Annotated in this window: 13 protein-coding genes; 6 read left to right on the forward strand and 7 right to left on the reverse strand. The window is 49.1% G+C overall.

The window, feature by feature from the left end:
• Positions 1–5: 5 nt before the first annotated feature.
• The 7 genes from CWI76_RS06000 to rppH form a co-directional block, all read right to left on the reverse strand.
• Entirely contained in the window at positions 6–1,322 is a 1,317-nt protein-coding gene (locus CWI76_RS06000) for a type II toxin-antitoxin system HipA family toxin (RefSeq protein WP_126759461.1), read from the reverse strand.
• A complete protein-coding gene (locus CWI76_RS06005; protein ID WP_126759462.1) occupies positions 1,316–1,642 on the reverse strand; it encodes a helix-turn-helix transcriptional regulator in 327 nt (108 codons plus the stop codon). Before CWI76_RS06005 ends, CWI76_RS06000 begins: the two co-directional genes overlap by 7 nt.
• 705 nt (positions 1,643–2,347) lie before the next feature.
• A complete protein-coding gene (locus CWI76_RS06010; RefSeq protein WP_126759463.1) occupies positions 2,348–3,199 on the reverse strand; it encodes a thymidylate synthase in 852 nt (283 codons plus the stop codon).
• On the reverse strand, positions 3,196–4,017 hold the full coding sequence (gene lgt, locus CWI76_RS06015; RefSeq protein ID WP_126759908.1) for a prolipoprotein diacylglyceryl transferase: 822 nt from the start codon (positions 4,015–4,017) through the stop codon (positions 3,196–3,198). Before lgt ends, CWI76_RS06010 begins: the two co-directional genes overlap by 4 nt.
• A gap of 15 nt (positions 4,018–4,032) precedes the next feature.
• Entirely contained in the window at positions 4,033–4,824 is a 792-nt protein-coding gene (locus CWI76_RS06020; RefSeq protein ID WP_126759464.1) for a sulfite exporter TauE/SafE family protein, read from the reverse strand.
• 9 nt (positions 4,825–4,833) lie between these two features.
• Positions 4,834–7,107, reverse strand: a complete 2,274-nt coding sequence (ptsP, locus tag CWI76_RS06025; protein ID WP_126759465.1) for a phosphoenolpyruvate--protein phosphotransferase — start codon at positions 7,105–7,107, stop codon at positions 4,834–4,836.
• Between the two features lie 29 nt (positions 7,108–7,136).
• The gene (rppH, locus tag CWI76_RS06030) at positions 7,137–7,652 is read right to left on the reverse strand and encodes an RNA pyrophosphohydrolase (protein WP_126759466.1); all 516 of its coding nucleotides are present in this window, start codon (positions 7,650–7,652) and stop codon (positions 7,137–7,139) included.
• A gap of 57 nt (positions 7,653–7,709) precedes the next feature.
• Between rppH and mutH the strand changes: the two genes are divergently transcribed.
• From mutH to CWI76_RS06060, 6 genes are all read left to right on the forward strand, one after another.
• Positions 7,710–8,420, forward strand: coding sequence for a DNA mismatch repair endonuclease MutH (mutH, locus tag CWI76_RS06035; RefSeq protein ID WP_126759467.1), 711 nt, complete (start codon positions 7,710–7,712; stop codon positions 8,418–8,420).
• A complete protein-coding gene (locus CWI76_RS06040) occupies positions 8,413–9,099 on the forward strand; it encodes a DUF2982 domain-containing protein (protein WP_126759468.1) in 687 nt (228 codons plus the stop codon). Before mutH ends, CWI76_RS06040 begins: the two co-directional genes overlap by 8 nt.
• A gap of 172 nt (positions 9,100–9,271) precedes the next feature.
• Positions 9,272–9,703 carry an ATP-dependent zinc protease family protein gene (locus CWI76_RS06045; protein ID WP_126759469.1) on the forward strand — a complete coding sequence of 144 codons (432 nt, stop codon included), beginning with the start codon at positions 9,272–9,274 and terminating at the stop codon, positions 9,701–9,703.
• The gene (rimK, locus tag CWI76_RS06050; RefSeq protein ID WP_092856355.1) at positions 9,700–10,605 is read left to right on the forward strand and encodes a 30S ribosomal protein S6--L-glutamate ligase; all 906 of its coding nucleotides are present in this window, start codon (positions 9,700–9,702) and stop codon (positions 10,603–10,605) included. The genes CWI76_RS06045 and rimK overlap by 4 nt, the downstream gene beginning before the upstream one ends.
• Positions 10,606–10,769: 164 nt before the next feature.
• Positions 10,770–11,792 carry a succinylglutamate desuccinylase/aspartoacylase family protein gene (locus CWI76_RS06055; RefSeq protein ID WP_126759470.1) on the forward strand — a complete coding sequence of 341 codons (1,023 nt, stop codon included), beginning with the start codon at positions 10,770–10,772 and terminating at the stop codon, positions 11,790–11,792.
• Between the two features lie 33 nt (positions 11,793–11,825).
• A complete protein-coding gene (locus CWI76_RS06060) occupies positions 11,826–12,884 on the forward strand; it encodes a class I SAM-dependent methyltransferase (RefSeq protein ID WP_126759471.1) in 1,059 nt (352 codons plus the stop codon).
• Positions 12,885–12,889: the final 5 nt, after the last annotated feature.

Below are 12,889 nucleotides of genomic sequence, written 5' to 3' on the forward strand. Positions count from 1 at the left end.
AGATATTAAAGGTCGAGGCGGTGGTTGGTGGCGATCTCGTTGATGAGGTCGTTGGGTACGTGTTGTTTTTTGGCGAGCTTTGGCCAGTTTGAGACAGCTTCGATGGTTTGTTCGAGGATGGCGTCGATACGTTTGCGGGTAAACAACGGGCTCACGTTTTCGAGGCTATACAGATCAGCGCGGTTAAAATCTTCACGTTTACCGTTGAGTTGCATCCAATGTTGGTTGACCCATTTACTACCGGGCTTATAGCTATATGCGACATCGTAAGCCGGTGCGAGTTGCCAGCGGTTGTTTTGATAAAGGAAGGCGAAGTTCTTTGCGTGGTCGTCATGATTGCGAGCGACGATGTTGAAGATCATGCGTCGTAGCAACTGCTCAGCCTCATGCGCATTGAGCTTAAGTTGACGGGCGACCGCAAATAGCTCGGCATACGAAAAGCTGCCGGGCTTTTTGAAATCGACATGCGCGATGCCTGTCAATGTCTGTACATGAAGCTTTTCGTTATCGCGGCGATCAAAGCGTTGTGTCAAAAAGTGCCGACGATCGCCCTCGTCCAACAAGTGACAAGGCATCATCTCGATACCACATTCACGCGCCATCAAATAATAAACGTATTCCATGGCACCAAACCCTTGCGGATCATCAAACGTTTCCCGTTGAATATTGCGTTCGGTCACCCCATCAAATTTCATGATGTAATGCACGAATCCCTCAGGCGCATCGGTTTGACCTGAACACACTTCAGTGAAGTCACCACTGAATGCCAATACAGCTTTAGGCCTGGCGCCGCCCGCGCTCATCCCGACAGAGAGCAACGACAACATCGCCTCTTGATCGGTTCTACCGCTAGGATCAAGCTCAACGTGAAATTGCGAGCGCTTATTGAGTACATCTTGCGCTACTTTTATGAGTTCTTTAATTTCAACATCTTGAGACTTTTCGAATCCTCTTACCCGCGTAGCTGGTCGATATTCCAACGCTCCCATACCGCGTTTTCCGGTGTACTGCAGGCGTTGTAGCGGTGTAATGTCGCTCGGTTGTTTACCTTGACTGGCTACCCAAGCATTGAGTACGGCGTTACCAAAATCATCAGGCAGTGAATCAGCGGTAAGGCCTGGCAAGCCGTGAAAGGTTTCATAATTTAATTCAGGAAAGCTGTAGATTTGTTTACGGAGTGGCATTTTCAGCGGTGCTAGCTCAATGCCACTGGTAAGAAATTCCGGCGTATATTCAAAGGCGCCAACACCACGCACAGTATCAAAGCTCAACGCGCCAACTTCGTGGTCTTGATACCATACGCCAATAACTTCCATTACCATGCTTCAACATCCAATTCGTCGTCGTAACCTTTACCGCGAGAGCCTGTTGCGCGCTTACGTTTTTTACCTTGCAGCTTTTTCAACTGCACTGGCGATATCGGCTGTGGCGGCAAGAAATTGTCTAACTGCGCCGTAAGATCAAGCGCTTGCATTAATGCCACAAAGTTCTCAAGCGTGGCTTGGCCTTTTTCAGCATTCAACACAATCTTACGCGACACCCCCGCCTGCTCTGCAAGCTCTACTTGGGTAATATTCGCGTTAAGTCGCGCTTGTTTGAGGCGTTCGCCGAGTTGTTCGGCTTGGGCTGCAGGTGAAAGCATGTCGGTGTCCGTTGTTCGTTATTCGTTATTCGTTATTCGTGCGCTTTGCTGTTCGTGCGCTTTGCTGTTCGTACGCTTTGCTGTTCGTACGCTTTGCTGTTCGTACGCTTTGCTGTTCGTACGCTTTGCTGTTCGTACGCTTTGCTGTTCTTTAAAGCGTAGACCTGATATTAGATAAAGTAAAGTTCTAATATTTGAACTTTAGTTAATTTTTAAGCAAATTAAATACTATATATCGGACATTAAATGACGTTGAATGATGTGACTAGGGAGGTTAGGTTGATGGGTGTATGTGTGGGGGTATTTCCTCGGAACCATCAAAATACAAACTATAGCTTATATAACGCTATTCGAACTTTATTATAGGTTTTAGCTTTAAAAGCTCCGATAAGCGGACATAAAAAGCGGAAGGTAACCAAAATCTCAAGCCTGAACCAAGATGAAATAAAGACCCATAAATAGCACTTTAATATCAATAAATGGCGATTAGGTATCGTATAAAGGATTTTATAATAAGCGCTGAAAATCGAGTTTTTTAGAAAAGGGGGGTGTATATACCTCTCTCTCGCTTTGGTTATTCGTGTTTAGGAGCTCTGGGGTTTGTTGCAATGTTTCAACTTTACGCAATGAGCTCCTCGAATAACCAATAACCAATAACGAATAACGATTAACGGCGCTTCGCGCCGCCCGGCGTGAAACGCCGGGCTACACGCTGAAGGGGTAGGCTATTGGTGGGTGATGCTTGTAGTTGTGGACGGCGAAGTCGTCCATGGTGACCCAGGTTTCCAAGTCTTCTAAGGTTTTGATGTCTGGGTTGATTTCGAGCTGCGGCGCGGGGTAAGGCTCGCGCTTGAGCTGCACGTCACGCATCAGTTCGAGTTGGTCTTCGTAAATATGGGCGTTGACGATTTTGTGATAGGCCACACCGGCTTTATGACCGGTAATTTGGGCCATTAATGCTAAGAAGGTAAATACTTGTACTTGGTTGAAGTTTAGCCCCAGCGGTACATCGCATGAGCGCTGATAACTTGTTAAATACAAGGTATCACCCAGTAGCGAAAAATTATGGGTATGCATGCACGGGCGTAAGCAGCCCATATGAAATTCGCCTGGGTTATAGAAACTTATGATTTCGCCGCGGTCGTCGATGCCGCGAGATAAGTTGTCGACCACTTTGCGCAATTGATCGACCACGCCGCCGTCAGGCTTAGCCCAAGCTCGACCTTGTACGCCATAAACGCGCCCCATATCGTCCTCACCTTTACGGTGTGGGTTGGCTAGCCATGCTTCATTTAGATTGGCGTTGGCATCCCATGTTGGGGTGCCAAGCGCACGAAAATCTGCGGCATTGGAGTAGCCTCGGATATATCCGAGCAACTCAGCAATAGCGGCTTTCCAATAGCTTTTACGGGTGGTGATTAACGGAAATTCATTGCGATCAACGCGATATTCAAGATCCGCATTGATCACGGTTAAACAGCGTTTGCCGGTACGTTCGTTTTCTACCCAAACGCCATCTTCAACGATACGTTGGCAAAGTTCTAGATACTGTTTCACGCATTGGCTCCGTTATTGTTTTTGTTTTTATACGCTAGCAACATCAACACCACACCCGCAACAACCATGGGGGCTGATAACCACTGGCCCATCGACCAGCCAAAGGATAGCAAGCCTAAGTGACTATCAGGCTCGCGGGCATATTCAACGACGAACCGTGCTAAGCCGTAGCCAATCAAGAATAAACCGCCAATGGCGCCAACCGGACGCGGTTTACGGCTATATAGTGCCAGCACTATAAATAGCAACAGGCCTTCAAGTGCGGCTTGATAAAGCTGTGACGGATGACGTGGTAGTGGCCCGGCTGCCGGGAAGATCATCGCCCATGGTACATCCGTAACGCGACCCCAGAGCTCACCATTAATAAAGTTGCCGATACGGCCAGCACCCAATCCCACTGGAACCAATGGCGCGACAAAATCACCGATAGCCAATAATGATTGCTTGGTTTTCGCAGCGAATATCCATAATACGGCAATCACACCCAGCATACCGCCGTGGAACGACATGCCGCCGCTGGTGATATCAAACAGATAGAGCGGGTTTTCGATGAAGTACTCGAATTGGTAAAACACCACATAGCCAATACGGCCCCCTAAAATGACGCCCATAAATGCCCAAAACAGCAAGTCACTGAAGCGTTTCTCGGTCCAACCTTGGTCCGCATAATGCGGCATACGGCATTGGCGGTTTCCCCACCACCAAGCAAACAGAAAGCCAACGAGGTACATCAAGCCATACCAGCGCAGGTCTAACGGCCCGATGCTGACGATAATCGGATCGATACTTGGATGCACCATGTATTCTGTTTGTGTCATTCCTGTTTGCATCAATTATCCTATTGCTAACTTTATTGAAATAATAACTAAAAACACCGCAAAGCCGCGCTGCAAATGTTTAACTGGTATCCGTTGAGTCAAGCTGGCACCGAGCGGTGCAAACAGCATGGAGGTCAGTGAAATTGCGAGCCACGCTTTCACGTGCACATACCCAAGTAAACCATCGCCGCCCTCTAATTGTTGTCCAAGCACAATAAAGGCGATCACCGCGCTCAAGCCAATGCTTAGGCTTCCCACCGAGGATACCGCAATTGCTTGACGGATGGGAACACGCAGACGCTGCAATAATGGTACGGTTAGTGAGCCCCCGCCAATACCGACAAGTGCTGATAAAGTGCCCATCGCTGCACTAATTAAGGCCATCAAGCGTTTTGATACGTTGGTAAGTGGCTCACCACTGCGCTGCGGTATCAACATACGAATGGAGAGCAATGCCAGCACGCCTGCGAATATACGTTGCAACCAATCCGGATCCAGTAACGTCGCCAGCCACGCCCCTAATACGGCACCAACCATGAGCCCAGGAATTAAACGTCGAACCCAGAAGAAACTCACTTGGCCGTGCTTCAAGTGCGAGCGCGCCGAGCTTGAAGTGGTCATGACAATAGTGGCAAGAGACGTTGCGACAGCCATTTGCACCACGAGATCGGGTGCGACACCAAGCATTGGCAACAGATAAATCAGTAATGGAACAATCACAAGGCCGCCGCCAATGCCCAGCATGCCGGCTAACAAGCCTGCCACCATGCCTCCGGCTAAACACCATAACCAGCCCGTTAAGAGCACCGAATCTCCTTAACCACCGGCACGAACAAAACCGCCGAGACCGGCGTTTTCCAGTGCCATGATAACGTGTTGTTTCACTTCTTGCGGGGAACGCGACGCTAATGCGCGTTGTAATACTTCGTCTAAATCGGCGGCAGAAATATGCCGAATAATCCAGCGAATACGATCAATATTATAGCTGTTCATGCTGAAATTACGGTAACCCATGGCGAGCAATAACAGCGCCCCACCTGGCTCTCCGGCTAATTCGCCGCACACCGACACTGGCTTATTCAATTGGTCGCAACGCTCAATAATCTGCTTCAGTGCATGTAGCACAGCCGGATGAAACGCATCGTACAAACTAGCGACGCGCGAGTTGTTGCGATCAACAGCCAGCATGTATTGGGTCAAATCATTGGTACCCACCGAGAAAAAATCGACCTTATCGGCAACACAATGAAGCTGATAAATCAGCGCGGGCACTTCAATCATGACACCAATTTGCGGCTCAAATAATTGTTCATCAACGCTGCATTGCAGCTCTTCAGCCACTTCATGATAGGCCTGATGAATCATTCGAACCGCTTCATCGACTTCTTCAGCACTGGAGATCATCGGTAATAAAATGCGTAAATTGTTACGCCCCATCGAGGCGCGCAACATGGCTCGAATCTGTACCAAGAAAATCTCAGGATGATCCAGCGTCATACGAATACCGCGCCAGCCCAAAAACGGGTTTTCTTCGTCCATCGGCAAATACGGCAACGGTTTATCGCCGCCAACATCTAGGGTTCTCATAACAACAGGGGCGCCACGAAATTGTTCCAACACTTGGCTGTAGAGCTCTTCTTGTTCGTCTTCGGTTGGCAAACGTTCACGCATCATGAACGGTATCTCGGTGCGATATAACCCCACACCGTGCACATTTAAATCATTCAGCCAGTCGCGTTCGGTATTTAGACCAACATTCAAATTTAGCTGAACACGCACGCCATCGGTGGTTTCAGCGGGCAGGTCACGCGCCTGCATTACTTTTTGACGTAGTGCGAGCTCTTCGTCAGCTAGTTGGCGATACTCGTTTTCAACTTGCAGCGGAGGGCTGACAAACACATCGCCGTTGTAGCCATCGACAATCAGCGTTTCGCCGTTGACGTCGCTGAGCTGCATATCATCAACACCCAACACGGCCGGAATACCCATGCTGCGTGCCATTATAGCGGCGTGGGAATTACCTGAACCGCGCAGCGATACCATTCCGATAATGTCGGCTTGAGGCAGTTCTGCCAACATAGTCGCGGTCACTTCATCAGCCACCAAAATACATTGCGCCGGAGGATTGAATCGTCGTGCCTCACGATTTTGTAAGTGCGCTAAGATGCGGTTACCAAGGTCGCGTACATCACTCGCTCGCTCGCGAATATATTCATCGTCGAGGTTTTCGAATTGATTGACCAGTTGTTCCACCACCAACTTCAAGGCCGTTTGTGCCCGCCAACCGTCATTAATGGTTTGTTCCACCTCTTTCCCAAGGCTGGCCGAGTCCATCATGGCGTGATAGACATCAAATATCGCAAGCGTTTCGTCAGCTACCTGCCCTTTCATGCTGTCACTGATGTTCAATAATTCTTGGCGAGTACGCGCGACGGCCGCTCGAAACGCACGAATTTCGTGCTCTGGCATATCACTGCGCTTTGGTGTTACCTCACTTAGACGCGCTGGCGGTTTCACCACGAAAGCCTCACCAATGGCAACACCCGGCGCGGCTGGCAAGCCTTTGATGGTCTGCAACCACGGTGATTGTTTTGCAGTACGTAACAGCCCTTTCGCTTCCGCATGGGCAATAACCACCGCTAACTGAGCCGCCAAAGTTACGACGAAGGCTTCTTCGTCGCGGGTAAAAGCACGCGCTTGCTCTTGTTGAACGGCCAGCACTCCAAGCACCCGCCGGCGATGAATAACCGGCGCAGCCAGCATCGCTTTGTAGCGATCTTCAACGACATGCTCGAGTTTCAAAAACGCCGGGTGATCGGAAGCATTAGCGATATTTAAGGGCTCTTCACGTGACGCAGCAAGGCTAATCACGCCTTCGCCAAATGGTACATGAATCGGTTTATCTGAACGAATTTCTAAGCCATCAGTGGCGGCGAGTGCAAATTGCTGTTGCTCATGATCAGCGAGGTAGACCGTGCAGGAATCGGTGTGAAGCGCTTCTTTAACTTGGCGCACCATGGTTTGCAGCGCCAGATCAAAATCTGGCGCCTGATTCACTGCTTCAACAATGCGCTGTAGTATTCGAAGCATAGCCTGCCTTGTTAATCACAAAACCTTTGTTAAGAACGGCGGCGGCGCGGAGGTCTTGGACGACGCGGTGCGGTATTCATCACGACTGCCGAAAACTCTTTCAAAACCCGTCGATACACTTCCCGTTTGAACGACACTACTTGTCGCACAGGATACCAGAAACTGACCCAACGCCAGTCATCAAACTCAGGATGTGACGACTGCATGACGTTCACGTCCTTTTCATTACATTTTAACCGCAGCAAAAACCATTTCTGCTTCTGACCAATACAGGTTGGTCGTTGTTCGCGTCGTACCAAACGCTTTGGTAATCGGTAGCGAAACCAATTGCGACTGGTGTAAACAATTTCGACTTGTTCAGGCTTCAGCCCAACCTCTTCCCAGAGTTCACGGTACATAGCTTGTTCTGGCGTTTCGCCATCATCAATTCCGCCTTGCGGAAACTGCCAACTATGTTGCCCGAATCGACGCGCCCAAAAGACTTGTCCCTGCTCGTTGCAGATAATGATTCCCACATTGGCGCGAAATCCTTCTGCGTCTATCACGCGAGCGCCCTCATAAATTCGACATATGGCTTGGATTTTTCCATAATCGCGTCATGAATGAAAGGATTAATCGGTTTAGACGAGGTAATTGTGCAACTCAAACAGCTCTTTGATAAAGCCAGCGCGCTGGCAGGCTTAAGCTTTGCAGAGCTGGCTAATCACGTTGGTATGACCGTGCCAAACGATTTGCGCCGGAACAAAGGCTGGGTTGGACAACTACTGGAAAGCGCTTTAGGGGCAAGCGCGGGTTCACAGGCGTTACAAGACTTCCCTGAGCTCGGCGTTGAATTGAAAACCATTCCGCTGGACGCCAACGGCAAGCCGTTAGAAACCACCTTCGTCTGTACCACGCCATTAATCGATGTGCATCAGTTGACGTGGGAAACCAGTAATGTGCGCAATAAGCTCCAATGCGTCCTGTGGATACCTATTGACGGGCGTCGCGACGTACCGCTGGCTGAACGCTGTATCGGCACCGCATTCTTATGGCAGCCTAGTGTTCAACAAGAAGCCCAATTGCGTGCCGACTGGCAAGAACATATGGATAAAATTGCCCTCGGCGAAGTAGAATCTATCACCGCTCATCAAGGTGAAGTGCTGCAATTACGGCCTAAAGCAGCTAACAGCCGTGTATTGACCGAAGCTATCGGCGCAAATGGCGAGATCATTCAAACCTTACCCCGTGGCTTCTATTTAAAAACCCAGTTCACCAGTCAGATCATTCGCGAGACATTTGGTCTGCCCGATCCGGCCACAACCTATGACTGATACTTCAACAGAAGAGCGCATTGTTTATGTCAAACCTCTGACCCGAGCGCATGGTCTTGGTTTTAACGCGTTAGGTTTGGTTATCTTTGCGGTGACCATGTTTCTATGGCTTATTGACGCTCCTATTATCACTGCGGCGTATGGTCTCCTGTTTATTGCCAGTGCGCTGCTGATTTTTCTCGGTAGCGCGAAGGTTTTTGAACCGCCTGTCAGCATGACCATCACACCAAAAGAAATCACGTATTTGCACCGTCGAGGCCGTTGGCAAATTCAATGGAACAACATTTTACGGTTCGACATCCCGCGGTTGCACCGAGGCCTAGAGCTCGAGCAAATGCCGTATATCGGTTTTCGCCTACATGACATTGAGCCCATCATCCAAACCATCACGCCGCGCCTAGCTGTCTACTTACTTAGTGAGCAGCGTCATTTATTGGTTGCTGCGCTACGCCATGAACGCCCCGAATTACGTGAATATTCACCTTATTTCGAAGTGCCGGACCGCTATCAAAGTGCCTCCGGAATCGAATATCGCGGCGTACAAGCGATGTTCGCTGTAAGATGTGAACACTTTCGCGAATTATTGGGTTATGATTTGTTTGTGCCGGCGGCTGCGCTTGATCGGGCCCCCGAAGATTTCATCACTTGGCTACAACAGTTAAAAAACACAAGAGCGTGATTCGTTATTCGTTATTCGTTATTCGAAAAACAAAAACGAAAACGAAAACGAAAAACCAAAAACATCGCACGGAAAAGTAAGCAAATTCGTTCTCGAATTCTCCAGCGAACCAAACTCACGAATAACGAATAACGAATAACGAACAACGCTTTTAGTCTTTAAGGGAGTTTTTATGCAAACACTTGGTTGGCGCGAATGGGGTTCACTTCCTGAACTTGGCATCGATGCCCTCAAAATGAAAGTCGACACAGGCGCGCGTACATCGTGTTTGCACGCATTTAAACTCGAGCCGTTTGAACGCAACGGCGAAGATTGGCTACGTATTTGGTTGCATCCTGAACAACACAGCGACCGAGAGCTAATCTGTGAGGCGAAAATACATGATCAGCGCGAGGTGACAGATTCTGGAGGTCATACTGAGCTGCGATATGTTATTCTATCCACATTAAATTTAGGTGAGTTCTCGCAACCAATTGAGTTGACGTTAACGAACCGCGACACCATGAAATTTCGTATGTTATTGGGCCGCCAAGCAATGCGTGGACATTTCCTTGTCGACCCTGATAAATCTTATTTACTCGGCCAGCCTGGAGCTACCGCATGAGAATTGCCATTTTATCGCGTAATCCGCGTCTTTATTCAACGCGCCGCTTAGTTGAAGCCGGCGAAGCTCGAGGCCACATTGTTGATGTGCTCGACCCGTTGCGCTGCTATATGAATATTAACGCCCGCGAAAGCTCAATTCACATGAAAGGGAAAGACTTACCGCAATACGATGCGATTATTCCACGTATTGGCGCCTCGATTACCTTCTTCGGTACAGCGGTATTACGGCAATTTGAAATGATTGGTACCTACCCGCTCAATGAGTCGGTCGCGATTTCACGCAGCCGTGACAAACTGCGCTCATTGCAATTGCTAAGCCGAAAAGGAATTGGGCTTCCGACCACTGGTTTCGCGAGTCAGCCACAAGACATTCCTGATTTAATTGAAATGGTTGGCGGTGCGCCATTAGTTATTAAGTTACTTGAAGGTACGCAAGGTATTGGTGTTGTTTTGGCCGAAACGCGTCAAGCTGCAGAGAGCGTTATCGAAGCTTTCATGGGACTCGAGTCGCACATCATGGTGCAGGAGTACATTAAAGAAGCTGGCGGTGCCGATATCCGCTGTTTCGTGATTGGCGATAAAGTTATTGCAGCCATGAAGCGCCAAGCCAAGCCGGGCGAATTCCGTTCTAACTTGCACCGTGGTGGCTCAGCTAGCCTGGTGAAACTGACGCCAGCAGAACGCGCAACCGCCGTCAAAGCAGCCAAGACCATGGGCTTGAACGTTGCCGGTGTCGATATCCTTCGCTCTAACCACGGGCCTCTGGTGATGGAGGTCAACTCATCGCCAGGCCTCGAAGGCATTGAGGGTGCAACGGGCAAGGATGTGGCTGATCAAATTATCAGTTTCATTGAGAAGAACGCCAAGGCCAACAAAACCAGAACCAAGGGCAAGGGCTAACAGCAAAGGCAAAGACGTTATTCGTTATTCGTTATTCGTTATTGGAAAAAGCGAAACGAAAAACCAAAAACATCACAACAGAAAGTGAGCAAATACATCTGCGAATTCTCCGGCGAACCAAACTCACGAATAACGAATAACGAACAACGAATAACGGATGTTTTATGAAGCATAAATCTTTTCAGTTAGCTAACCAGCGCATTGCACCCGGTTCGCGCCACAGCGTGAAAATACCGGCGGCACGGCTGTACAACGATACCCCGATGGATTTGCATGCTGAAGTGTTTCATGGCGTGAAGCCTGGCCCTACGTTGCTCGTGTGTGCGGCAATTCACGGCGATGAATTGAATGGTATTGAAGTATGTCGGCGTTTAATGGGTGAGTTAGATCCGTTACAACTGGCCGGTACTGTGATCATTGTACCGATAGTTAATGTATTTGGTTTTATTCAACAGTCGCGTTATTTACCCGACCGTCGTGACCTGAATCGTTGTTTCCCTGGCTCGGAGCGTGGTGCATTGGGAAGCCGGCTGGCACACTTATTTAACGAAACCTTGGTGCAGAACGCGACGCATATTATTGATTTGCATACGGGCGCGATTCATCGCAGTAACCTGCCTCAAATACGTGTCGACACGGATAACGGCGATGCGCTTAAAATGGCGGAAGCGTTCGGTACGCCGGTGATTCTCCATAGCAAAGAGCGCGATGGTTCATTGCGCTCATTAGCATCAGAGCTCGGCATTCCCTTGATTCTTTACGAGGCGGGTGAAGCTTTACGATTTGATTATGCGGCAATTAAGGCCGGTGTGATTGGCGTACAGAACGTGATGAAGAGCTTGAAGATGCTCAAAGGCCGCCGTAGCCGCAAAAAAGTAAAACCGGTGGTTGCACACCGCAGCGCATGGATTCGAAATGAATACGATGGGTTGGTGGTTCCTAAAGTCGAGCTTGGCCAGACCATTAATAAAGGGCAAGTGATTGCGCAAACGGTGAACCCGCATGGTGATGAACTCCATGCAATCAAGAGTCCGTATCATGGTATTGTGATTGGTATCAGTAACATTCCTGTTGCCAACGAGGGCGAAGCTTTATTTAATGTGGCACAATTTGATGGTGAACGAATTGAACATGCCAGCGAAAATGTTGACGTATTCGCGGAAGCTTACGACCAAAAACCGATATAACAATAGCAATTAGGTAACTTAGAGAAGCATACATTGAAGCATTTAAGTCCTCCTTCACAACTGGTTCTTCGCCAACAATTGCGACTCGAAGATGAGCCATTGTTGGTTGTGAATGCGCCTGACGCTGAGTTGGCGCAATTACTTCCCGTCGTCAGTTGCTGGCAGTGGCATGCCGGTTATTCCGAGCAATGGCAACGCCAAGCTCCTGATATTTTGCACCATTTTGGTGCAAGCGCGCCGCAAGCAGGGAGTGCTAAGGCTGCACTTGTCTGGATACCGAAAGAGAAGCAATTGACGCTGTACGTGCTTGAGGCGCTCCGTCACGTGTTACAAGAAGGCGCAACGATTTGGTTAGTCGGTGACAATCGTGGCGGTATCAAAAGTATTCACAAACAGTTTCCGAATACGGTCGCACCGGCGCAAAAAGTGGCGGTTGGAAACCATTCGCTGTTACTGCGAACATGTGTTAACCAACATGCCGATAGCTTCGCAGTGGATGATCATTTTGTTTATGTTGATCTTGACCAACCCAATCAGCCCACGCCACTGAAACTAGCGAGTCTGCCGGGTGTTTTTGCTTTCCCAAGCATTGATGCTGGGAGCGCGATGTTATTACAACACCTTCCGGTTTGGCAGCGCGGCAAAGTGCTCGATTTCGCTTGTGGCCATGGCGTGCTTGGCGCATGGCTAAATCGTCAAACTCCAGCGTTGGAGATTACCTACTTAGATGTGAGTGCGCTGGCGTTACAAGCAACCGAGCGTACGCTCGAGCTGAATGCGCTAACCGGTACTTGCATTGCAAGCGATGGTTTATCTGATACTTTGGGACAGTTCGATTACGTAATTAGTCATCCGCCATTTCATACTGGCTTGGCAACTGATTATGAAATTGGCAAGCAGTTCTTACGTAGTGTCTATCAGCATTTACATTCACACGGTGAACTATGGCTGGTGGCTAATCGGTTCTTACCTTGGCCCGAGCTTATCGAACAAGCTTTTGGGCATTGTGACCGTGTTGCAGAAGATAATAAGTTTGCCGTTTATCACGCCACTAAGTTGCCGGCGTCAAAAACTCATACTAAGCGGCGATAAACAGG

Source organism: Pseudidiomarina marina (assembly GCF_003987045.1).
Taxonomy (GTDB): domain Bacteria; phylum Pseudomonadota; class Gammaproteobacteria; order Enterobacterales; family Alteromonadaceae; genus Pseudidiomarina; species Pseudidiomarina marina.

Bases quoted from the DNA above. Each gene is read 5' to 3' on its own strand.
- lgt (WP_126759908.1), bottom strand. From the start codon at position 4,017: ATGACACAAACAGAATACATGGTGCATCCAAGTATCGATCCGATTATC.
- rimK (WP_092856355.1), top strand. From the start codon at position 9,700: ATGAGAATTGCCATTTTATCGCGTAATCCGCGTCTTTATTCAACGCGC.
- CWI76_RS06005 (WP_126759462.1), bottom strand. From the start codon at position 1,642: ATGCTTTCACCTGCAGCCCAAGCCGAACAACTCGGCGAACGCCTCAAA.
- CWI76_RS06055 (WP_126759470.1), top strand. From the start codon at position 10,770: ATGAAGCATAAATCTTTTCAGTTAGCTAACCAGCGCATTGCACCCGGT.
- CWI76_RS06000 (WP_126759461.1), bottom strand. From the start codon at position 1,322: ATGGTAATGGAAGTTATTGGCGTATGGTATCAAGACCACGAAGTTGGC.
- CWI76_RS06040 (WP_126759468.1), top strand. From the start codon at position 8,413: ATGACTGATACTTCAACAGAAGAGCGCATTGTTTATGTCAAACCTCTG.
- CWI76_RS06045 (WP_126759469.1), top strand. From the start codon at position 9,272: ATGCAAACACTTGGTTGGCGCGAATGGGGTTCACTTCCTGAACTTGGC.
- ptsP (WP_126759465.1), bottom strand. From the start codon at position 7,107: ATGCTTCGAATACTACAGCGCATTGTTGAAGCAGTGAATCAGGCGCCA.
- mutH (WP_126759467.1), top strand. From the start codon at position 7,710: ATGAAAGGATTAATCGGTTTAGACGAGGTAATTGTGCAACTCAAACAG.